Source organism: Tunturiibacter empetritectus (genome assembly GCF_013410875.1).
Classification (GTDB): Bacteria; Acidobacteriota; Terriglobia; order Terriglobales; family Acidobacteriaceae; genus Edaphobacter; species Edaphobacter empetritectus.
Genome location: NZ_JACCCU010000001.1, coordinates 2,248,971 through 2,272,292 on the forward strand (window position 1 = coordinate 2,248,971; position 23,322 = coordinate 2,272,292).

The 23,322-nt window shown below is 56.6% G+C and carries 17 protein-coding genes; 5 read left to right on the forward strand and 12 right to left on the reverse strand.

What is annotated here, in order from left to right:
• Positions 1 to 98: 98 nt before the first annotated feature.
• Complete coding sequence (locus tag HDF08_RS09630) at positions 99 to 779, forward strand: winged helix-turn-helix domain-containing protein (protein WP_179585890.1); 681 nt, start codon at positions 99 to 101, stop codon at positions 777 to 779.
• Entirely contained in the window at positions 776 to 2,290 is a 1,515-nt protein-coding gene (locus HDF08_RS09635; RefSeq protein WP_179638233.1) for a sensor histidine kinase, read from the forward strand. Before HDF08_RS09630 ends, HDF08_RS09635 begins: the two co-directional genes overlap by 4 nt.
• Positions 2,291 to 2,518: 228 nt before the next feature.
• On the opposite strand, the gene HDF08_RS09640 is transcribed toward HDF08_RS09635, so the two are convergent.
• The 4 genes from HDF08_RS09640 to HDF08_RS09655 form a co-directional block, all read right to left on the reverse strand.
• Positions 2,519 to 4,201, reverse strand: a complete 1,683-nt coding sequence (locus HDF08_RS09640) for a patatin-like phospholipase family protein (RefSeq protein ID WP_179638234.1) — start codon at positions 4,199 to 4,201, stop codon at positions 2,519 to 2,521.
• Between the two features lie 266 nt (positions 4,202 to 4,467).
• On the reverse strand, positions 4,468 to 5,733 hold the full coding sequence (locus HDF08_RS09645) for an HD-GYP domain-containing protein (protein WP_179638235.1): 1,266 nt from the start codon (positions 5,731 to 5,733) through the stop codon (positions 4,468 to 4,470).
• 302 nt (positions 5,734 to 6,035) lie between these two features.
• Complete coding sequence (locus HDF08_RS09650; RefSeq protein WP_179638236.1) at positions 6,036 to 7,346, reverse strand: OmpA family protein; 1,311 nt, start codon at positions 7,344 to 7,346, stop codon at positions 6,036 to 6,038.
• Positions 7,347 to 7,395: 49 nt separating this feature from the next.
• On the reverse strand, positions 7,396 to 11,871 hold the full coding sequence (locus HDF08_RS09655) for a beta strand repeat-containing protein (protein WP_257030939.1): 4,476 nt from the start codon (positions 11,869 to 11,871) through the stop codon (positions 7,396 to 7,398).
• 594 nt (positions 11,872 to 12,465) lie between these two features.
• On the opposite strand from HDF08_RS09655, the gene HDF08_RS09660 reads away from it, so the two are divergent.
• Positions 12,466 to 12,699 carry a toxin-antitoxin system HicB family antitoxin gene (locus tag HDF08_RS09660; protein ID WP_179638237.1) on the forward strand — a complete coding sequence of 78 codons (234 nt, stop codon included), beginning with the start codon at positions 12,466 to 12,468 and terminating at the stop codon, positions 12,697 to 12,699.
• Positions 12,700 to 12,957: 258 nt separating this feature from the next.
• On the opposite strand, the gene HDF08_RS21445 is transcribed toward HDF08_RS09660, so the two are convergent.
• Positions 12,958 to 13,257, reverse strand: coding sequence for a hypothetical protein (locus HDF08_RS21445; protein ID WP_218884654.1), 300 nt, complete (start codon positions 13,255 to 13,257; stop codon positions 12,958 to 12,960).
• Positions 13,258 to 13,326: 69 nt separating this feature from the next.
• On the opposite strand from HDF08_RS21445, the gene HDF08_RS09665 reads away from it, so the two are divergent.
• Together HDF08_RS09665 and HDF08_RS09670 are read left to right on the forward strand one after the other, a co-directional pair.
• Positions 13,327 to 14,796: a glycoside hydrolase family 140 protein gene (locus tag HDF08_RS09665; RefSeq protein WP_179638238.1), complete on the forward strand. Its 1,470-nt coding sequence runs from the start codon at positions 13,327 to 13,329 to the stop codon at positions 14,794 to 14,796.
• A gap of 61 nt (positions 14,797 to 14,857) precedes the next feature.
• Positions 14,858 to 16,714, forward strand: a complete 1,857-nt coding sequence (locus tag HDF08_RS09670; RefSeq protein ID WP_179638239.1) for an amylo-alpha-1,6-glucosidase — start codon at positions 14,858 to 14,860, stop codon at positions 16,712 to 16,714.
• Between the two features lie 371 nt (positions 16,715 to 17,085).
• Here HDF08_RS09670 and HDF08_RS09675 read toward each other — a convergent pair whose 3' ends face one another.
• Genes HDF08_RS09675 through HDF08_RS09705 form a run of 7 tightly spaced genes read right to left on the reverse strand, consistent with a single transcriptional unit; the run spans position 17,086 to position 23,305 of the window.
• Positions 17,086 to 17,502 (reverse strand): EamA family transporter, encoded by a 417-nt coding sequence (locus HDF08_RS09675; protein ID WP_179638240.1) that lies wholly within the window; start codon positions 17,500 to 17,502, stop codon positions 17,086 to 17,088.
• Between the two features lie 13 nt (positions 17,503 to 17,515).
• Positions 17,516 to 17,953 carry an EamA family transporter gene (locus HDF08_RS09680; RefSeq protein ID WP_306459676.1) on the reverse strand — a complete coding sequence of 146 codons (438 nt, stop codon included), beginning with the start codon at positions 17,951 to 17,953 and terminating at the stop codon, positions 17,516 to 17,518.
• Positions 17,954 to 17,975: 22 nt separating this feature from the next.
• Positions 17,976 to 19,037 (reverse strand): SIS domain-containing protein, encoded by a 1,062-nt coding sequence (locus HDF08_RS09685; protein WP_179638242.1) that lies wholly within the window; start codon positions 19,035 to 19,037, stop codon positions 17,976 to 17,978.
• A 22-nt stretch (positions 19,038 to 19,059) separates the two neighbouring features.
• The gene (locus HDF08_RS09690; RefSeq protein WP_179638243.1) at positions 19,060 to 19,977 is read right to left on the reverse strand and encodes an ROK family protein; all 918 of its coding nucleotides are present in this window, start codon (positions 19,975 to 19,977) and stop codon (positions 19,060 to 19,062) included.
• 17 nt (positions 19,978 to 19,994) lie between these two features.
• Complete coding sequence (locus HDF08_RS09695) at positions 19,995 to 21,143, reverse strand: N-acetylglucosamine-6-phosphate deacetylase (RefSeq protein WP_179638244.1); 1,149 nt, start codon at positions 21,141 to 21,143, stop codon at positions 19,995 to 19,997.
• The gene (locus HDF08_RS09700; RefSeq protein ID WP_257030941.1) at positions 21,121 to 21,882 is read right to left on the reverse strand and encodes a glucosamine-6-phosphate deaminase; all 762 of its coding nucleotides are present in this window, start codon (positions 21,880 to 21,882) and stop codon (positions 21,121 to 21,123) included. Before HDF08_RS09700 ends, HDF08_RS09695 begins: the two co-directional genes overlap by 23 nt.
• Before the next feature lie 37 nt (positions 21,883 to 21,919).
• Positions 21,920 to 23,305, reverse strand: coding sequence for an MFS transporter (locus tag HDF08_RS09705; RefSeq protein WP_179638246.1), 1,386 nt, complete (start codon positions 23,303 to 23,305; stop codon positions 21,920 to 21,922).
• Positions 23,306 to 23,322 lie beyond the last annotated feature (17 nt).

Sequence of the window (23,322 nt, forward strand, 5' to 3'; positions counted from 1 at the left end):
AACTGCCGCTGTAGCAGGCAATCGCAAGTGAAGGGGTTTTCATCTTTGCTTCATCTCTGCTTTACTGCTCAAGACTGTAATCGTGCGAGGTGTACGCAATGCGGATATTGCTGGTGGAAGATGAGCCTAAGGTCTCGGGCTTCGTAGAGCGTGGACTTGCTGCCGAGCGGTACGCAGTGGATGTCTCGGCGGACGGCCGCGATGGTCTGGAGATGGCACAGACCTATCCTTACGATCTGATCATCCTGGATCTGATGCTACCCCGGCTGGATGGCCGCGAAGTTCTGCAGCGGCTTCGCCATAAGGATGCATGCGTGCCTGTACTGGTGCTCACAGCGCGGGACTCCATAGAAGACAAGGTGCGTCTCTTCGAGAGCGGTGCGGACGACTACCTGACCAAGCCTTTCGCCTTTGCTGAACTGCTGGTTCGGGCGAAAGCCTTGTTGAGGCGCGGACCGGTAAATCGATCGAGCACGTTGATGGTGGGAGACCTGGAGCTAGATCGCCTGACCCAACAGATTAAGCGCGGTGGCAGACGCATCGAACTGACAGCGAAGGAGTACTCTCTGCTGGAGTATTTAATGCAGAATGCAGAGCGGGTGCTCTCACGCAATATGATCATCGAGCATGTGTGGGATCAGAGCTTCGACGGAGTAACAAACATCGTCGACGTCTACGTGCGGCATCTGCGTTCGAAGGTAGATGACGGACAGGAGAGTAAGCTGATTCGCACAGTGCGCGGAGCGGGATACATGATCCGTGCAGGTGGTGAGGCTTGATTCCGGCCATCCGTTTGACAACGCTGCGAACACGGGTCACGACCTGGTACGTAGGCCTGATGGCAGCCGCATTGCTTGTCTTCGGCGCAACTCTTTACTTTGGTGTGCAGAGCTATCTACGAAGTTCGTTAGAGAACTCGCTGATTGGCGAAGCGAAAGGGATCGTCCTCACTTTTCTCTCTCAGGAGGAGATCAAGGGACAGTCCTGGATGCAGGGTGAAATCGCTGAGGCATATGCCCCGGAGAACAGCGGAAGGTTTATTCGCGTTAGCAGGCAGGACGGTACCGTGCTGTACCAGGGCGGCGACACACGAGAACCTCATATCGATTCCTCGATTGTTCCGCAGCCTCAATTGAGTGAGTCGACGGATTTTTTTCGACAGGAAAGTGCCGGCGGAACCCACAATCTGCTGATCTACACACAACCATACGTGTCGCCCTCGGGAACGAGATATGTCGTTGAAATGGGCGCTTCCCTGGCCCCGATCTCTCGCGTACTGGCAAGCCTGTTGAAGATTCTGTTCCTGATAACGCCGTGCATTCTTTTTGCAGCCGCACTCGGTGGACACTTCTTGATGAAATTACCGCTGCGGCCCTTGGAGATCCTGAGCGAACAAGCAGAGCGGATCGGTACTCATCAGTTTGGCGAGCGCTTGCCCGTCATAGCGACCGGCGACGAGATGGAGAGGCTGTCGCTCTCGCTGAATCGTATGATCAGCCGCCTTGAAGACGCGCTTGCCTACAATCGGCGCTTCTCTGCAGATGTGTCCCATGAGCTGCGTACGCCGCTCACGATACTCCGCGGCGAGTTAGAGCAATTGCTCCACACCTCCAGAATGCCGATGATGCAGCGCGATTCCCTGGGCAGCGCACTCGAAGAGATCGACCGCATGGCACAGATCGTGGAGAGCCTGCTGACCATCTCTCGACTGGATTCCGGCACTGACGGTATGGACCTGAAGCCAGTGGACCTCAACTGCCTCGCACAGTGGACCGTTGACCAGATGCATCTGATGGCGGAGGAAAAGAATCTCACGCTGCGATGCTCTCGGGCTGAGCCGGTGGCAATTCTGGCTGACGCCGGCAGAATCAAGCAGGTGCTGGTAAACCTGTTGGACAACGCTATCAAGTACACACCAAATGGAGGCGAGGTGACCGTCTCTATATCAGCAATCGGCGCAACCCAGCTTGCGATTCTGGAGGTCAGTGATACCGGCATAGGTATTCCGGCTGGGTCGCTGCCGCATGTCTTCGAACGCTTTTACCGTTCAGACAAGGCACGGACTAGAGAGTCGGGCGGTACTGGTCTGGGACTATCGATCGCGAAAGCTATCTCAAAGGCCCACGGCGGAACCATGTCGATAGAAAGTGTGGAAGGCAGAGGTACGCGAGTGAGGCTTGAACTACCTCTATCTCCTTTGCCCGTTTCGGCTGTCCCAGGACTAAAGCTCCAAACTACGCCAGAAGGACGGTCCGGCGTCTCTGTCGAACGTAGTCACGCATCTCGGTAGTGGTCGGATCAACACAATCTGAATCCCGATACTCATCTCATGAGTGACTCAGTGACTATGCGTAGGTGAGTGTGGCAGCAACCGTAGTGAAGCCTCCGCCGGCCACTGCGGCTGCGTTTTTTGGACTTGAGCATGAGGACGATAACTTCTGTCCGAAGGAGAGATGCGTGTGGCACCCTGGGCGATAAAAGCGCGGAGATGGTTAGATAGATCGAGATTTCGTCCACTCTACTCCCGAAACAAATGATTCAGAATCGCATTCATCAGCGGTTCGATCACCACCACGTCCGCCGGATAAGACCAGAACCCAATCAGATATCGCACCATCTCGCTCACGCGCTTCTTCACACCCTCGCGAAATTTCTTTTGATCCTCGATCGACAGTTGCGCCAGTTGCAGCCCGTTCAGGGTGCTGTCGATCGGGTTCGTATGCGTCGGCGTATACCGTATCGGCCCTAGCTCTCCCGCTTCACTCATCACGGGATCGGTCAACACCATTCTCGCCACCATCCGTCCCCGGTCATAGTCATGCACGCGATACCGCTCATCGAAGAACCCCAGAAAGCCCGTTAGGTCCGCCCCCGCCAACAACTCCTCGGACACAGCGATTCCATAGATCCGCATATAGTCGCACTGTCCCAAATTCGCCGCTGTCTCAAACGCAAGCACAGTATCGCGAAATGCATCGGCGGCGTAGCTCCCTGCCCCCAGATGCACGATCTCCTCCTTATATTGGTGTTCAATCCGCCGCCTGGCATTAGCGAGGCTCTCTTTCCCGATCTTCGCAACCTGCCTAGTCCCCGTCCGCGTCGGCTGCGAAAACAACACCTTCAGCAGACCATCCGCGGTCCTCTTCAGACTTCCGCTCTTGATTTCGCCTGAACGCAGCTTCTCTACCAGTTCGCTGGCCCGAGCGTCCATTAGAGCAATCTGCTCATTCATCTCCACCGCTGTAATCCAGTCCTGAAACTCTGACTGCCCAAGCAGCACCTTGGCCCACCGCTTCATCATCTGGAAGTAGTCTGCATTCACCTCGCAAAAGCTCGAATCCGCGCTCGAAGTTCTCCCATGCGGCGACACAAACAAGTAGAACCGGCTGTCGTTGTACCAATGCTTGTCGATCTCATCCACCAGATTCTTCGCCATACCCAGCGGCTCATTCTGCAAGATTCCGCCATCGGTGTACGTGAACCTCGACGGATCATCCGTCCACGGCTCCAGACCGTTTTTTGCGTAATCCGCCCGCCAGCGGTCCACCTCCTTTGCACGAAATGCCAACGGATATGCCCCGCTTGCCACCGACGCGTCCGCTAGCTCACGCCACACCTCCGGCTTATCGCTCCCGTCCACACTCACAACTCGTGTTATCTGGTCTTCATGCCGCGTGTAGATAAACCTCCCGCAAGGCTGCATGTCATAGCCGTAGTCCACGCCGTTCAGGTTGGTCAGCGTCATTCCGATGGAGATCGACCGGGCAGCAGCCAGGTGCGTTATGGGAGCGGGCCACTCCTCCGATGCATATCGTCCCAGGAGCGTATCCTTTGCTATTCCTTCCACCACGTTCGACGAAAAGATCGAACGCAGCGGTGGCTCCACCTCGCCTGTCGCTTCGTCCACCGTCTTCAACAATCCATCGAGGTCGATCCGTTTTACCCACACGTTATACAGCGGGTTATCGTACGCGTCGCGAAACTCATCGGCAGAGTACAACATCTTATGCGCCACAATCGCCGCCGTCATCGCACCGGCCGAGGCGCCCGTCATGACATCGATAAGAATCTTTTCGTCGTCTGTCACTCCCTCAGCGGAGTTATGCTGATGAATTGCATCCAGCACCTCATACAGAACACCCGCCTCATAACTCCCCAACGACACCGCACCCGCAATCGTAATAGCCAGCCGCTTCGGCATATCTCTCCTCGCAGCAAAATTAGAGCACCCTTCCGAACCATGAACCATATACCTAATTGGTCATAGCCCGTTTGGTGGTACTCATACCATCAATTTATCGCCTCCGCTCCCGTCCCTGTCCGCAGTCACGGACTCACCTCTCGTCGCCGACCTTGAACATGCAGGTTTCATGCCTCCGATTCTCAGCGTCGGAACAAACAGGGATGGTGGCCGTTCTCTGCGACAGGCTCCCCGGTCTCGGGTGGTTCGGCCTCTCCGCAATCCGTTCAATCGGAACCGGTGTCTTTTACAGTTCTTCGCGACGGCTTTCCAATAAAGACTGTATGAATTGCCACCGCTAGTGCATCCATGCAGGATTGGTCGAGTGCTCGCGGCGAATCATTTTGCATCAGCTTGAGCACCTCCGCACATCTGAGCTTTTGTCGGTAGGGTCGGTAGGATGAAAGTGCATCATAAATATCCGCAACCGTTAATATCCGTGCAAGAAGTGAAAGCTCCGACCCATGAAGCCCTCGCGGATAACCAGATCCATCGAGCTTTTCATGATGCGCCGCAGCGACCTCCGCAATCTCTTCGAATCCTGGAATCTTATCGAGAATCTCTCTCGTGTATCGAGGATGTTTGTAGATAGATTGCCACTCCCTAGAGGTGAGTTTACCCGGCTTCTCGAGTATTGTATTGGGTACTCCGAGCTTTCCAATGTCGTGAAGCAAGGCGGCGCGTTCCAACAATTTGGCATCGTACTCTCCCACGCCCATCACCTTAGCGATAGCGCTCGCTGTCGTGGCGACACCGGTGGAGTGGGTGAACGTAAAAGGAGACTTGGCGTCTACAACCTCGGCGAACGCGAGGCAAATGTTGTCTACTAAAAATATATTTGGAGACTGTCTATTGCGTTCGGGAGCGAGTTCTATCACATGGGATAAAATCTCTGGCGATTGCAGGTCCTTCCATAGTTCGCGCTGGTCGTGCAGCAGGTTAGAGGCCGCAACGAGGCTCGTATCAAACCCTCTGCTGTACCGTCTCGATACGAGATCAATAGCGGTTATGGGACCGTATCGCTCCACCGCAATATCCAGCGTCTGAGCAATTCTAATAATGCGAGCAAGCAAGGATATTTCTTCAGCCGGTATATCCTGAGGTGATTCCACTCTGTCCCAGCGCTCATCAGCTTGATAGATTGCTTGGCTAACTTCGAACGGCAGGCCAAGATCTCTTGCAATACGAGCGGCACGCTCACAAGGAAGATTGGCACTGGTCTCGAAAGAATTGAACTCACAGGAATCGGAAAAGCTAGTTGAGTCAGCGGGGAGCGGCTGGGCCCAACCCCAGGACAAACAGCCGGTATGCGCCTGCTTCCGGGCATCTCTATCTCCTGCACTCAGGCCAATGCCGGCCGGTGACGCTTCAGCGAGCGTGAACGGATACCGATTTAGAGCTAGCGTGTCCGGTGCCTGAGAAGAATTGCCTCTACACCCGACATCCTTAAGCAGGAGAGCGGAATAGAGATGAGAGAGCATCTCTTGAGACAAGCGAGCCCGCGCTCCTATACGCATCCCGATGACGCATGAGCGAAGAACATGGCCCTTTGGACGGCCCTTTGTCAGATCGAGCGCGAATGAGAGTGCGGGGATCAGCGCTGAAAAAGGTAAGGAGTCCGGAATGTGCGGTCCAGACTCGGAAGAGGCAGTTTCAGCGTTCGAGAGTGAGCTTCTCATAAGTGTCTCCAAAAAATCTGGATGCGACAAGATGGTTGCGAAGAAACCTGTACAAACGGGACGCCCCCTCTGAAATCCAGGCATCCCGTTGGGATCTCGAACGGCCGTGCTTGCCGTTAGGGATGCATTTGGAAAGCAGCCCGGCGATTTTGCTGCCAGCAGCTCTCCGTTTCAGCTGTGCACACTTGTGCCTCCTTTCCAAAGCTGATGACCTGAATCCGGTCGGCATCAACGCCTGCTGCTATAAGCGCGTTGCGTGCGGCGTTCGCGCGTTCTTCCCCAAGTGCCAGGTTGTATTCGGCTGAGCCGCGCTCATCCGCGTAACCACCCACCAGAACACGAATCGATGGATTGTCTTGCAGATACTTCGCGGCATGTTCGATAGCAGTCTCTGCGTCGGCTCGGATGTCTGCGCTGTCGTAGTCGAAGAGAGCATCTTGAACATTTTCGTGGAAGACAGCCTCCCTCTTAGCTTGTGACGAAGAATTTCCATCATCAGAGTTATGAGCAGATGCAATGCTGTGGGAGCGCACCCGGAATTCGGCATCACACTCAGCCGAAGTCGACGGACTTGTGGTGAGAGCAGCGTGACCGGTAACACGGTAGGTGCCGTCGGCGAGGCCTGCGGTATTGACGGTGATACGCCGTCCCGTACCTTCAATCCTGCCTCCGTTTGAGGCCCAGGAATACTTAACGTTGAGGCGATCTGGTTCGGTTAGGGTGTGACCGGTGATCTCCAACGGCTGTCCTTCGTCGACATTAGCGACGTCAGTGCCGCAGGTGAACAGGATCTCGCTCGGGCGTTCCACCGCCATCCGAACGGGCGTGGAGGGAGAGTCGCGCTCGCCAAACTTGATGACGATGCCGGCTCCGACCGTGAGGTGATTTTGAGAGTCACTGGTTCCGTTTGGCAGCGTTGTTCTCAAGTAGTCGACATCGACCGCGCGAATCGCAATGCGATGCGTGAGGTTTATATCGAGTCCACCGCCGGGAGAGAACGCAAAGCTCGATGCGCTGGTGGTAAAGGAGTTTGCTGTCGGAAAGTAAGAGCCGCTCCCGTGAGCTCCTCCCAGGAGAACCTGGCCATAAGGCACAAAGCGATGTCCGGTCAGCGACACCTTTGGACCAGCTTGATAGGTTGTCAGGGTGAGGTCCTGTCCCAGCAGGCTGATGTCGTTAGCATGACCACCGGTAAACTCGCCGGTGATGCTAAGCCAGTGGGTAAAGTAGAAATCTGCGGAGACATAGCCTCCGTTCAGGCCGAAGTAATCGGTCTGTCCGGGAGGCGCATTCGCGTTCATGTGGTTGAAGCCAAGAGAGACAGAGAATTGCGGGACAAGGTATGCCGGATTGTCGGGTCTCTGCTGCGCAACCGCAGCAGAGACTCCAAGTGTTCCAAAGACCAAAGCTAGAGTGATTCGTCGCATAGTATTTCTCCTTCCGGGACTTAGTGCCCGGTGTTCGCGAAGCCGGAACCTAGTACAGCAAAGCAACGGATGGCGAGGTCGACAAGATGCTCGTATCCAACAGGACAAATCTGCTGGGCGAGATCGCGTAGAGTACGGAGGTGCCGTAGGTGTAGCGGCCCGCCGTCGCATCCGTAAGGTTGTAGTTCATGGTGCTGGTGACGCCGAGCTGCAGCACATTGATCGTGCCGACACCCACATTCAAATCGAGCGTGGACGTCGCGCTTCCTGCGCCGTTTGCGGTGATAGTGCCTGAGCCGTTGACCCCGGCCAGCGAGCTTGCTGGAGTTGTGCCATAGACGAAGGTTCCATCGAGCGTTGCATTGCTGAAGGGAGCTCCAGTCTGCGGCTCGAAGTTACCCAGCCCGGCATAACCCGTCTCCAGGAAGTAGGCGTTTTCAGGACTGATCAGGTAGAAGACCCTCGGGGCAGGCGGGTTGTCGAGTCCGAGAAGTCCGAGGAGCGTGGCAATCAGTCCAGTCGGAACCGGGTAATTGAGAACTCCGCGACCATCGCTGTTGGCAACCGGGCAAGCAGCGGTACCGGTTGATTGATAGGTGCCTAACAGATCCTGCACCACACTCGTGGGCAGAAGTCCGCCAAGCCCGGTGATCTGGTTGACCAGTGCTGTTGTGCCTGCGACGTCAACGTTCGTGATGTTGCAGCTTCCTCCGCTCGCGGTTCCGCGGAAAATCGTTGACGTCGACAAGTTAAGAACATTCTGCAGAGTCGAACCCAGCAGACCAGGATTCGACTGCGCATTCTCATAGCCGACGAACGGACCGGACATCGATGCGTTGGTGAAGGTCGCCTGAGTCTGCAGTTGAGCAGAACCGGCGAGCAGGACATACGACGAGTGTTTGTCAGTAGAAAGAACAAACGCCTCATTCGCGCTGACGAGATAGACAGCATAGTCGGTCGGATAGATCCCGGCCGGCGTACCGGTCGTGCTCATCGCCAGCTGCACCCGCCCGTTTGCGTCCGCTGAACCATAGCTGCCGGACAACGTCTCGCTTGCATAGTTGGTCGTAGCGATATTGGCGTCGCTCGATCCGCTGCTGATAAGACCGGAACCGCTAGCCGTAAACTGACCGACAGAGGCGGCTGGACCGGCTACGATACCTAGCGTGCAGGCTGGCAGGCAAGGAGTATCTCCTGACAACCCGAAGGCATAGCTGCCATTCAATCCGGCAGCAAAGGCGGCCGTCTGTTGTGCGAGCAAAGTCCCCGAACCTCGAGTTCCCTGCAGCGAGTTATTGTCGAACTCGATCAAGTCTCCTCGAGTCGAAATAGTTGCTGGCGATACCGGAGCCTTCAACGCGATGGCGTAGGTTGAGGTGCCGGCAGTCGTTCCATCCTGGTTCAGAGTCGTGATCGTCAACGAGCCGCGGCTGTCGGTCCCAATCGTGTAGGTGCCGAGGAAGTCGTTACTGCTGACAGTCGTTCCCGTAGGAGCAGAGCTCTGGTGGTTTGCATCCAGCTCTCCGTTGCTGACAACTCCGGTGCCGTCAGCCGTAAAGCTTCCGACAGTCGCAGTCTGATAGGCGAGAACGCCGGCAAGCACATCGTCGTATCCCTGGAAGAGGTACGCGTATGGGCCGGTCAACTCGGCGTCATTCGGTGTAGTTGGATAGACCACAAGAAGAACCAGAGGCAGACTTGCGGTCTGTGGCGTCGTCTCCGTGTCTGTGACGGTCACGGTAAAGCTGCTTGCTCCGGGGGTGGTCGGCGTTCCGCTGATAACACCCGAAGTTGATAGGCTGAGCCCCGCAGGCAGATTGCCGGCAGTTACCTGATACTTGTAGGGCTGCACGCCTCCCGTGGCGAGCAGGGTCTGCATATACGGCTGACCCAGAATCGCGTTCGGAAGCGAACCGGTTAAGCTCAGGGTTGGAATCGGCAAGACGGTCAAGGTGACCGGCCCGGTAGTGGTTGCGATAGGTGTGGCCGAGTCAGTCGCCTTGACGACCAGGTTGGCTGTTCCTGCGGTTGTTGGCGTACCGGTGATCACGCACCCAGCCGCTGTGAGTCCGGCGGGTAGCGTGCCACTCATGATCGTGCAGGAGTAAGGTGCTGTTCCTCCGCTGACGCCGATCGTGCCGCTATACACCGTTCCAACCGTGGCGTTTGGCGGAGAGGTGAGCGTTAGTGTTGCCGTTGCGGGGGACACAACCAGGGTCACAGGTCCAGTAGTGGTGGCAACAGGATTACTCGTATCAACTGCCTTCACTGTGAGGTTCGCAGTTCCAGCAACCGACGGTGTCCCGCTTACCACGCAGTTTGAAATCGACAAACCCGCGGGAAGCGTACCACTGGTGATAGTGCACGAGTATGGTGAGGTTCCTCCATTTACGCCGATCGTTCCGGTATACGGCGTTCCAACGGTTGCGTTCGGCGGAGAAGTGAGGGTTAGGGTTATCGTTGCAGGCAGAACCGTCAGACTCTCTGGTCCAGTAGTTGTTTCGACGGTTGGGCTTGAGTCGGTCGCCTTGACCGTAAGGTTCGCGGTTCCGGCAACCGTCGGCGTACCGCTAACTACGCAGCCCGATGCCGAAAGACCCGCAGGTAACGTTCCCCCCGTGATCGCGCAGGAGTAAGGAGACGTACCGCCTGCTACTCCAATCGTCGCAGTGTAAGGAACACCGACCGTCGCATTCGGCAGCGACGACAGTGTCAACGAAAGGCCAGCAGGTAGAACCGTAAGACTCTCTGGTCCAGTAGTTGTCTCGACCGGACTGCTTGAGTCGGTCGCCTTGACCATGAGGTTCGCGGTACCGGCAACCGTCGGCGTGCCGCTAACCACGCAGCCCGAGACCGAAAGACCCGCAGGCAGTATTCCCGCCGTGATGGCGCAGAAGTAGGGAGACGTACCGCCCGCTACTCCAATCGTCGCAGTGTAAGGAACACCGACCGTGGCATTTGGCAGCGACGACAGTGTCAACGAAAGCCCAGCAGGCAGAACCGTAAGGCTCTCTGGTCCAGTAGTCGTCTCGACCGGACTGCTTGAGTCGGTCGCCTTAACCATGAGGTTCGCGGTTCCGGCAACTGTCGGCGTACCACTAACCACGCAGCCCGAGACCGAAAGACCCGCAGGCAGTATTCCCGCCGTGATGGCGCAGGAGTAGGGAGACGTACCGCCCGCTACTCCAATCGTCGCAGTGTAAGGAACACCGACCGTCGCATTCGGCAGCGACGACAGTGTCAACGAAAGCCCAGCAGGCAGAACCGTGAGAGTGACCGGCCCTGTCGCAGTTGCAACCGGATTGCCCGAGTCTGTCACCTTCACCGTAACGGTGCTGGTTCCTGGAACCGTAGGTGTTCCACTCACGACGCACCCGTTTTGAGTAAGTCCAGCAGGCAGCATACCCGCCGTAATCACGCAGGAGTAAGGAGACGTACCTCCGGTGGCGCCGATCGTCCCCATGTAGGGAACACCGACCGTCGCGCCGGGCAGATTCGTAAGGGTCAACGTTGCCGCAGACTGGGCGGGGTTGATCGTGATGCTGAAGGGCGCGCTCGCCTGAGTTCCGCTAGCGTCCTGTACTTGAGCGGTAAAGGAGCTCACTCCCTGCGCTGTCGGCGTTCCCGAGATCAAGCCCGTCGACGAGGAAAGTCCAAGACCAGCAGGCAGTCCGCCCGAGATAATGCTCCAGGAGTACGGCGTGGCTCCGCCCGAGGCGGTCAGTGTCGTCGAATAGGCTGTGCCGACCGTGCCGGCTGGGGGATTGCCTCGAAGGACCGTAAGCGGGCCGGACTGCGACGTGCCCTGTCCTGTCGAAATCACAATTATCTCTTGTGCCGTTACAGAAAACGGAATGTCGCTTGAGTCGATGATCTGAACTGAGAAGCTCGAAGTACCCGCAACGGTCGGTGTTCCGGAGATCACACCTGTCGCCGCATTGAAGCTAAGACCAGCTGGAAGCGAGCCACCCGCGACGCTCCACTTCAACGGAGCTGTGCCTCCGGCGGCGATCAGCGTAGCAGTGTAAGCACTCCCTACGGTCCCAACCGGAGGAGCCCCGGAGATCGTGGGATCCGGATTGACCGTGATGCTCACCGTGCTGGAGTTTTTCGTTCCTGTCACTCCTGCTGTCAAAGTCAACTTCAGCTGTGAGGTGATATTCGAAGGAGCCGTATAAGTCGTTGAAGCGCCAACCGAGTTCGAGAGCGCCCCGCACGAACTCGAGCCACAGGCAGCGCTCGAAAGCACCCAGCTAACCACCGGTGTGCCGGAGAGCTTCGAACTGACCGCGAATGACTGACCAGCGTCGAGTGTCACCGCGGAACTCGACAGGCTGACAACTCCTCCACCTGCATATCCGCCACTCCCGCATCCGGTAAATGCCAGGCAAATCGTGAGAAAAAACAGCAAGGTTGCACTCGCACGAATGACGTTCTCCACAACTGACATTTCAGTGCGGCTCTCGTTCAGAGTTGCAAGACTCAGGCGATCCGTATTCAGAGACAACATTGATTTGTTCAGCATGTAAAACTCCTTTGGATTTAGGCAGTAACGAACAAAACTTGAGAAATGAATCACTTTTGGGGTCTGAAGTTGGCGATTAACGGGTGGGGGCCAGTTCTCTAGTCCCACGAGAAACTCGGTAGTTGAGCCTGAAAACAAAGGCGAAGGCCGACTGGAATCCTTCGCATCGTGGTGAAACCAGGGCTTACGGGGCAGTTGCAACATAGTTCCTCCAAGGCCAAATCGAGCGCAGAGAGATTCCAAAAGTAACCGCAAAACTTTGCAGTCACCTTGTATAGGGAAGTACCCATTACTTTGGATTTAGGCTTTTCGGATTAATCCGTCGTTTGATATCAAACGTGATATCAACAGCAGATTTTTAGAATTTTTCAGAGGAAAATCGTCTTTTTATAAATCAAATCCAAAGGAATTCGAAACCTTGAGTACGGAGTGACAGATGATCCTCAACGTTCGAGTGGAAGAGTAATAGTGAAGAGTTTTTCTTAGTAGGAGAAAAAGTAACCGATTTATGTATTGCCATTTACGCAATTCGAGGATCAGAATTGAATTCGCAGAGTACCAACGTCTGTCGAGCAGCACGACGGGAGCACCAAAATGACCCAAGAATATAAACGGCACCAGAGCTTTCCACTCCGTCTTTCTCCTTCGATCCGTCAACAAGCCAACGATCTTGCACACGTCGAAGGCATATCGCTCAACCACTTCATCAGCCTGGCGATCGCAGAAAAGATAGTCAGGATGGAGCAAACAACTTTTCTCAAAGAGCAAGCGACCCCGAAAAAAGTAGTTACTCTTCGCACTGACTTCCGATCAGACAAACTTGCCTGATCGCATGAGTGCTGGAGAATGCAAGGTATCGATGGCTAGCTGGATTACTTGGCTACCGCATCTGCCCAAGACTCGCGACACGCATCCTGGCCTGCGACAGAGCACTGGTTTCTCTGCCTGTCTCCCTTCAAGGCTTGTAGCGCCGTCAGCGCAAGAAGTTTATTCACGCTCCCACCAATATTCGACTCTGACTCTCTTCGCTTCGGATATTTACCTATGAGATCGAGAGTTCTATCGAACTGCCTGTTGAGTCAGGAACTATCTGGCGTAATAGGCCAGTACGTCGAGAATCGCGTCATTCATCGCTCGGGTGACAAAAGGCACAGTTATAAAAGGAATAATTCCCAAAAGTTCCGAAAGCCAAACTACCCGCACCCAAACTGTTTGTAAGCGCGATTGATAGTCCACCTCGAAGCTGCGCTCATCCCAACTGAATTTCCTTCCCTCATTGCATACGATGGACGTAATATTCGGAATAATGATTTGAAGCGCTTCAAGGATAGACCCCATTTGGTCTGGAATGAACCAGTCTCGCGGACCCCACTGCGAGACCGCCACAAGGAGCACGACCTATTGCCACAATCTCCTTACTCTCGAAGACGATTCCTCGGAGCAGCAGCGGCCGGCTTGACCCTAGGAAATCACCCTCTCTCGCACGCAACCTCTGTCGCCCCACTCCAGCACGCATCCCGTTCCCTGCCGCGTCTTCAGGTTCACTCTAGCAGTCACTATCTCCAGACCGAAAAGGGTGATCCATTCTTCTGGCTTGGGGACACAGCGTGGCAGCTCATTCACTCCACCACTCGAGAAGAGTGCAGCTACTATCTACAAACCCGTGCGACACAGGGGTATACCGTCATCCAGGCGGTCGTGCTCGCCGAGATGAACGGCGTCCGCAAACCCTCGGCGCTTGGCCTCCTGCCCTTTAAAGACGAAGACTCGCTCCGTCCGAATGACCTGTACTTCGACCGCGTCGTCGAGATCGTTGACGAGGCTGCGCGATACGGGCTCTACGTTGCGCTGCTTCCCACCTGGGGAGACAAGCTTACCGCGCCCTGGGGAGACGGGCCTCGCATCTTTCGCAACGATAACCTCGCAACAGCCCACACTTACGGCAGCTATCTCGCAAAGAAGCTCAAGGGAAGAACGAATGTGATCTGGATGCTTGGCGGCGACCGCCCTGCACGGATTCGCGACTGTGGTTCGGAGTACCTCATCGAGAAGGCAAAGAGCTTCGACATCGACTCCAAACAGGATTGGACTCCGATCTGGGCTGCGCTCGCGGACGGCCTGAACGTGGAGGAGCATGCTCTGACCTTGTATCACCCGCAAGGAGGCAGTGAGTCGACCTCCATTCTTCTGCGCGATGCGGATTGGCTCTCGGTGAACGGTATACAGAGCGGACACGGCGCAGGACGCGACACTCCCAACTGGGAGCTGATTGCGCGGGATTACGCGCTCACGCCCGCTAAACCCACACTTGACCTCGAGCCCAACTACGAAGATCATCCCTATAATCCGTGGCCCGCATGGGACCCCGCTACCGGATACTTTCGCGACTACGATGTGCGCAAACAGCTCTATCGGTCTGTCTTCGCTGGGGCCTGCGGGGTTACCTATGGGCATCACGCCGTCTGGCAGTTCGCAAGTCTTCGCAACGGCGTCATCAACCACGCGGACCGTGACTGGATCGATGCGCTTCAGCGTCCGGCAGGGCGTCAAGCGGTCTTCCTGCGTCGACTGATCGAGTCTCGGCCTTTCTTCGCCCGCGCTCCAGATCAGTCTGTGCTGTTGAGCACAACCAACCGCCGCGCCGACCATGTGCAAGCTACCAGAGCACTGGATGGCAGTTATCTGCTGGTCTACATTCCATGCGCAGATCAACCCATCTCGCTCAATCTATCGTCAATGCCTCAGGGCGAACGGACTGCCTGGTGGTACGATCCGCGCACTGGGATCGGTACCAGGATCGCACAATCCTTCTCAGGTTCTAAGGTTGACGTCACCACGCCGCCTTACGGTCCAGACTGGGTGCTTGTCGTCGATGATGCAAGATCCGGCTTCGGTCCTCCGGGCCTCGACGCATGGAACTCCTGAACGCATAGGACGTTTGCGTGAACGTGCGTGGCGGCACTGAACTTACAGATATCGAGGCACTATGAATCGCAGAGAGTTTCTAGGATCGCTTGTCGTGCTGTCATCGGTGCCATCAACTGCGGAGATGCTCGCTCTCCCCAGCGAAGACTCGTCGTCGGGAAAACTTTCGAACGATCGATCCGCAGAGGCGCAGACTATCTCCGATCTCTCTCATATTCCCTACAGCATCGCAGGCTCCTGGCTCGTAGTTGACCTCAGCGAAGGCCGTGCGGCAGTTAAGACAGTGCGCCGCTCCGCCGTCTCCTATCGTTGGCAGCAGACCGGTCCGTGGGCGGACCTGCTGTTTGAGATCGTCATGATTCGTGATGGGAAAGAGGCTCCCAGCACCATCACGGCTTCCATATTGAGTGTTCGACTTGCTTCAGGCGACTCGTCGGTCGAAGTGATATCTTCCGACGGCGATACTTTCTTCATCGCCGCACAGCATTGCGGCGTACAGCTTCGACTGGCGCACCCTCCCGCCTGGATCTACCAGGCATCAGACGCCGCGTTTCGTGCCACCTCGTTTCGTGCTTACGACCAACAGTCGAAGACGTATCTCAACCTCCACGCTGACCGCCCGCTCATCTTTCAACCTGCCGGCGCGATGGGTATTCCATACGACACGGTGACACTTGCATCACATTCCACCCAAAGTATGACGGTACGCTGCACAACACGCGAAGAGCACTCCAGCGATCAGATACCTGACCTCAAACTTATCCGCACGCGACGAAACCATGAGCTCGACGAATGGATGCGGCGTTGCCCGGATGTCCCGGACTCCTATCAGCCCGCTGCACGCACCGCCTGGTACCTCTTCTCTGCGTTGCAGGTCAGCCCCGAAGGAGTGCTGCGGAGACAGACCGTTCTCTCAAGCAAGAAGGGTATGAACATGGTCTGGTCATGGGACAACTGCATCAATGCGCTGGCCCTTGTAAAGGCTGACCCGGCACTTGCGTGGGACCAGCTTTCGACCATTCTTGATCATCAACGAGCCGACGGCGTTCTTCCAGATGCCATCAGCGACTCCGAGATTGTATATGGCTTCAACAAGCCGCCCGTCTGGGCCTGGACGGTTCAAAAACTTCTACCCGCCACGCCCGCCACAGATCACACAGCTCATCTCGAAGAGGTCTATCCAAAGATCGTCCGCTTTCATGAGTGGTGGTTCCGGGAGCGTGATCTACTGGGCGACGGCCTACCGTGCTACATGAGCGGCAACGACTCAGGATGGGACAACGCGAGCATCTTTGCCGGACGATGGCCTGTGCAGAGTCCCGATCTTGCGGCTTGGCTTATTCTGGACGCTGAGGCTCTGGCGAAGATCGCGACTCAATTAGGCCGCACCAATGAGGCCGCGCGTTGGCGCGAGCATGAGAGAGATCTGCTCGCTCGCTTTCACAAACGCTTCTGGCTCGACGGCCAACCCCACTTCTTCAGCCTCACTCCCGCCGGCCCGCAACAGCAAAGCAGTACAAGCCTCATCACGTCGATTCCCCTCCTTCTCGGAGAACGTCTCGACCCCGCCATTCGCACTGAACTCGTTCGTTCCCTCTCGGACCCGGCACACTTCTTCGCTCCGGCAGGCCCCGCAACTGAGGCGCGCAGTAGCCCTCTCTACGCTCCGAACGGCTACTGGAGAGGTCCGGTCTGGGGCATATCCACATACCTCATCTGCACAGGACTCATCGAGTGTGGCGAAACCACTCTCGCCCGGACTCTCGCCACACGATTTTGTGAGGCATGTGCGCGCGACGGAAATTTTCGCGAGAACTACGACGCTTCCACCGGCTCCGGTCAGTACGACTCCGGTATGACATGGACCGCCGCGGACTTCCTCCTGCTCACGAATTGGCTAAGTACCTTTCATCAATAACTAGGAAATAACTAGGACATATTCGATAGGAAGATTTCAGGCGATTCGGAGCAGACGCCAGCTTGCCGATCAGATTCCCAAAACGGGAACCCCTGAAAAATAAATCCTGAATCCGTGACGCATTTTTCGAGCCCGAAAAAGTGACTGCTTAAACACCAGGTCTACCACGCATCCCACCACAAACTCACCATCAAAACACCACGCTTTAGCACCCCTTTTTTGCAAAAACCCCCACAAAAACACGCATCCACCACACCAAAAAATAACTGCAACAAAACTCCTCGTCCGGACTGTCTCTTGCTCTCGTCAGGCGCACTCACGGCATGAGGGGCCAGTTGATTCTCTAAGGCAAGGTGTCTACCGGTGCTGGTTCAGATGGACAGCAGCACGACTGCGATGAGGGAGCAGGCGACTCCGGCCCATTGCAGACGGCTGACAGACTCATGCAGGATCAACGGCACAAGCACAATGACCACAACAGGATAGAGCGCCGTAAGGGGCGCCACGATCGACGCCTTCCCTCCACGCTTGAGAGCGGCGAAGAGCGCCCAGGCACCAAGAGCGTTGAGCAGGCCGCTAAGGATTGCATACGTTAGGTTGAGCTTTGAGTAATGCAGAACCGCAGGGCCCGGATAGAAGAATGGTTCCAGGAGAAGAAAACCCACCACCAGCCAGATGAGCGACGACTCCGCGGAGATGTAATTGGTTGCAAGTTTTTGAAGGATGCCGACAACACCCCACGCGAGCACGGTCAGGATGGAGTACCAAAGCCAGGGGGGGATATGCACGACGCAAAACCTCCTATAGGGAAAAGATGACGATGGCAATTGTGGCGAACAACAGGCCGAGTGCCTGAATGGGACGGAAGCGCTCACGCAGGATCGTGATCGCGAGAACGACGGTGATCATGGGATAGAGCGCTGCAGCCACCGTGATGAGGGTGGTGTTGCCGTTGGTGTGATAGGCGGCGAAGAGCGCAAGGCCGCCGATTCCAGACAGCACACCGTTGAGTACGCCGTAGGCGACACCGCGAGGACTTTTTTCGAGCTTCCCGCGACGTGCAATCAGCAGTACGAGTCCGACGGGAACGGTGCCTATCGTGAACAGAAACTGCATCGTGTCTGGGGGGATCTCTCGTGACCCAAGTTTGGAGAAGAGCGCCCAGGCGCCCCAACAGAGCACGCAGATCATTGAGTACCAGAACCAGGATGCGTTGCACATTTTTCTCAATAGGTCCATCGTTCCTCCTGTAGGTTCCCCTTCACCGCGAGACGTGCCGCTGGTTGAAGCTGGCTTCGTCAACCGCCACCTGCGGCGCGTAGCGAAAACTTCCCGGCTCGATTCCTCGCAAGACCGCCAATTGAAAGGCCGCCGCCTGCAAGGGCACGATCTCAAAGAGGGGTGAGAGTGTTTGGGATACCGAGGGGAGATCACACCAGCGCGCATCACGGACCTGCGATCCGGATGGACCGATCAACCGAATTTCGCCGCCAAACTGTACAAGGTCATGGGCCAAGGCGAGATTGAGATCCCGCGTAGGGCCCTGCGGTGCGAAGACGAAGCCGCGGAAGTTTTGATCGACGACCTCGACCGGGCCGTGCCGGAAGGAGGCGATCGGCATCGCGACTGCCGGACTCTTCGCGACTTCATGAAAGAGCAGTGCACCCTCATGGGCGGATGCGACGGAGGGGCCTCGCGCGAGCAGATACGGCGTTACAGAGGGCGACAGAAAGGCGTCCCAACTTGTGAGAGTCTTCATGCTTGCCTCGACGAGAGAGGCGAACGAAGGCAGGAGTGTCCGAACCTCTTCTGCGGCGGCGTCGAAGTAGCCGGCAACAAGATTTCCCAAGAGGTGCAGCGTAAGAAGCGTGCCGGTGTACGTCTGGATGGCGACCATCTCATCATTGAGGCTGGCGATCGAGAGGCTCACGTCCGCAGATCGGGACAACTGGCTTAGTGGCTCGTTGGTGACACCGATGATGGGCACCTTGCCTTTCATCTTTTCGAGCAGTTTCGCGATCTCGACGGACTCACCCGACCGCGAGACTAACAGGACAACGGCATCCTTCCAGACACTGTTCAAGTAGTGCAGAAGTTCTCCTGCTTCAATCGCAACTGCGTCAAGGCCGAATGAGCAAAGGAAATACCGGAGCGGGATGGAAGCGAACAGCGACGCGCCCATGGCCGTGATGATGATCTTTTTTCCAGAGCGGAGAAGTGTAGCAGCGTGCTTCATGGCCGGTGCGCCGTCTTTGCATTGGTAGTGCAGCGTGCGCGCGAGTGATTCGGGCTGGGCGTGAATGTTGCTGGCTAGATTGTGCATGTCTTACCTTTTTGTGAATTTTTCAGCATGATGGATTCCGAAGCAGCCATGACTGCGCCGCACCCAGCAGGCCGACGTCGGGTCCGAGCGAAGACAGAGTAATGGTGGTGTATTCAACGGGCACCTGCGTGCAGAGGCTTCGCACCGTCGCCCGAACATCGTCTAGAAACAAATCACTGCTTCGCATCACTCCGCCTCCCAGGCAGATGACATCGGGAACAAACAGGGTGACAAGGTTGGCCAAGCCCAGGCCGAGGTAATGGGCCTCGCGTTTGACTGCACGAAGTGCGAGCGGATCACCCTGTTGGGCAAGCCCGCATATCTCAGCGGCCGTCAGCAGGCCTCTGCCGGGATCGATTTCGGGGAAAGACGCAGTCATCGCTGCGCCGCTCGCAAGGCTCTCCCAACAACCGGAGAGTGTGCAGTAGCAAAGAGGTCCGGTGGGGTCAATGAGCTGGTGACCAAACTCGGGATGGGCGCCGCGCACGCCGCGATACAGCCGGCCGCTTTGCACAATGCCACCACCGATGCCGGTACTGATCGTGACATAGATAAGAGTTCCTGACGTCTTCGTTGCGCCCCAGGCATATTCCGCAAGAGTTGCCGCGTCCGCATCGTTCTCGACGACAACAGGGAGGCCGAAGCGCTCGCCAACGGCATCGGCGAGAGGGCCCCCCTCCCAGCCGGGCAACGTACCTACGACACCGATGACTCCGGTTAGCGGATCGAGCGGGCTTGGGCATGCAATGCCGATGCCGTCGATGCGGCCGCATTGATCGATTGCTGCTTGCAGCATCCGCTGGATTCGATCGACAGCATCCCGCAATCCGCGCTTCGGCTGGGTGGGACACTCGCTCCGGTGAAGGATCTTTCCATCATCGCTAACAATGCCGGCGGCGATCTTGGTACCTCCAATATCTACAGTCCCGATGCGTCTCATCTTCACTATCTCCCCGGCTACTTGCGGACTTCGGTGCGTGTATACACTTGTTCTCCGGCCAGCCAGACATCCTCAATGAGGATCGAATCCTGCCAGCTGAATCTGAGGAGGTCAGCGCGAAATCCGGTTGTAAATTGACCGCGGCCTCCAACGAGTTTTCCGGGATTCGTTGTGGCCATGGCCAGCGCCTCGTGGAGAAGCACGTCGGAGGTTCGGACGAGAGTGCCGATGCATTGCGCGAGTGAAGCCGTAGCTCCCGCAAGAAGTTCGGAACCGAAGACACAGAGTTTGCCATCTGGCCGAAGTTCGACACGCCCTCCAACCGGAGTGGAGTAGGTGCCTGGAGGCATACCCGCGAGCGCGACCGAGTCAGATACGAGCACGCTGTGCTGCAAAGTTTTCGCGCGCAGCATTACTTTGAGAACGTCAGGCGGCAGATGGTGTCCATCCGCGATGAAGGTCGCGGAGACGCGGTCGTCGGCGAGAAGGGACCAGATGGCATTGCGGTGCCGCGGGATCTCCGGCGCAATTCCATTTCCAAGGTGGGTTACAAGGCGTGCCCCTGCATCGATCGCGCGCCGAATCTCTTCAGGCGAAGCATGTGTGTGGCCGATGGCAACATGGATTCCCTGCTTGGCCAGCGCAGCGATATACGCACAGGATTCTTCGAAATGCGGAGACAGCGTGACCATGCCGACGATGCCGCCGGAAGCCTGCTGCCAGCGCTCGAACTCTGCGATCGAGGGTGGCCGCACGGCATCGGCAGGATGGGCGCCGCGGTATCCATACAGCGGAGAGATGTGCGGACCTTCCACGTGAACAAACGGAATGCATGCGGCCGCACGTGGATGACTGCGGCGCGCATCGGCAATTACGCTGAGGGCGTGGCAGATCTTATCTTCGGGTGCGGTGATAATCGTCGGCGCGAAACAGGTGACACCACGAGACAGCATCGCATCGACAAGGTCTGTAATTGTGCCTGGCGTGAGTTGCTGTGCGTTTACATCAAATTCAGAGCAGCCATTTACCTGAAGATCCACTAAGCCGGGGGAGAGAAAGAGATCGCTGCTCGCAGAGTTCTCTTCGATGCGCACAATCACACCCTCGTCGACGAAAAGGGTGTGATTGTGCCCGCTTTGCGGATCACGTCCGGTTATGGTTGTCATGCCCATAGATCTCACGCATCGAGCTCGACTCATGATCGAGGTAAAGGGTGCACCGGGGATGGGTGCGCAGTGCGGTTGCCGGGCAATCCCCGCTAATGGTCGACTCGAGCGCAGCCTGCACGGCGGTGCTCTTATGCCGGCCAGGCACGCAGCAGAAGAGCTCGCGGCCTGAAAGGAGTGTGGGAATTGTAAGCGTGATTGCGAGGTGCGGCACGTCGTCGAGGGTGGGAAAGCAGCCATCGAGAACTTGCTGCTCCCGACACATCGTATCCAGCGTGACGACCTTGACGGGAACAGGGTCGTCGAGGTTCGCGGGTGGATCGTTGAAGGCAAGGTGGCCATTGGTTCCGATGCCGAGCAGAACGACGTCCACAGGATCTTCAGCCAACAGCGCGGCGTACCGCTTGCACGCTGCTTCGGGATTGTTGTCTGGATTGATTGGCTCAAAGCGAGAAAGCGGAAGGTGGTCGATGAACTCCCGCTTGAGCCAGTTGGCGAACCCCTGAGGCGCATCAGCGGGCAGCCCGATGTACTCGTCCATGTGGAATGCTGTGATGCGAGTCCAGTCAATTTCCGGCTCACGGCGAAGGGCCGCGAGCATATCGCTCTGGCTTGGCGCCGCTGCCAAGATCAAACGAAGGTGCGTCTTGGTACGCAGACCTTCGCGCAGTGTTTCGCCGATCTCATGCGCAGCGAAATGGCCGAGTTCTGCGCGGGATTTCGCTACATGAACTTTCATGACGTCCTCCATGCTTCCGCTGTTTGAAAGAGGCACCTCATACGGCTGCGACACTCGGGTTAGGTGACGCGCCAAAGCGCGAATCAGATTTCTTGATGTCATCTGGCTTGTTCCCTGTCGCAATGGAAGCAGGTGAAGAGCGTCCGTTGCGCATGATGTTGCGATAGATAAAGAAGACCACCAACGCAATGGAACTCAGACCGAAACCGAACCAGAATGCGACGATGTAACTTCCGGTCCACTTAATCAGGAAGCCGGAGATAGCAATGACAGTGCCAGTGCTGAAGTTGCGCACGAGCGCGACTGTCGAGGTGTAGGAGCCGGTATCTGCTTTGTCCATGGTCCTCCAGAGAATCGTGTCTCCTGCTACCTGCAACGGAAGGAAGAGGAAGTACAACGACATGAGAAGAACGAGGCCGTGCGAGTTAGTGACATGGATCGAGCTGAGTACGAGTGTCAGCATAATCAACCACTGGATACAGAGCGCGAGGTAGCTTCCGAAGCGATCGATGAGCCAACCCGCAGGGTAGGAGAAAGCAACCTGCAACAACAGTCCCCAGGAAATTGCGACGCCGGTGTCACCGATGGTGAGACCGAGCTTGCTCTTCGCGTAGAACCACACCCAGGTCTTGAAGATCATGGGAAATGAATTGAGCAACGCGACGGCGACGATAAGCACGAGGATTCGTTTGTCGCGGCACGCGATTTTGATAGGTGCTAATAGATTGAAGCTGCTCTTGGCTGGGTGGTAGACCGGTGGCTCCTTGATACGCCACAGCGCTATTAGCGTCATGCTGGTCATGACGGCTGCCGCGATGAAGAAGACGCCTTTGGGATTGACGTCCGCCATCTTCGCTCCCAGACGGGTCGAGAGGAATCCGGCCATGCTGACGGTAATAGCAACCAGGCCGGAGACGCGCGCTAAAACTTCCTTGGATACACAATCGATCGCGAGGAGCGGGTAGGTCGATGCTTTCATATCGTTGAAGAAAAAGTACGTGAGCATCAACGTGATGAGCACCCACTTTTGGGTAGACAACGGAAAGAGCACGAGCGCCACAGCGATGAACGGCAGTGACAGCAGCGTATAGGGTGTGCGGCGTCCTAATCGGCTGGTGCTATGGTCGCTCTTCCAGGAGAAGTACATGACGAGAAAACTGACTGCCCATAAATTTGCCGAAGTCAGCAGGCCAACACTCGATTCGCTGACGCCGATCGCTTTGAGGCGCAGGTTCATGAGCGGCTCGACGATGGTCATCGAGACTGACATGCCAAATTGGCCGAAGGTAATCCAGAGGACATTGCTCCACATCCGCTTGCGGTCAGCGTAGAAGGTTGTGAGCGCGCTGTTCGTCGCAGAAGGCGGTGTAACCCCTTCTATGGCGGGTATCACAGTCTCCGCGCTCTCTTCGTCCTGCATCATTCCTGCCTCCGACTTGG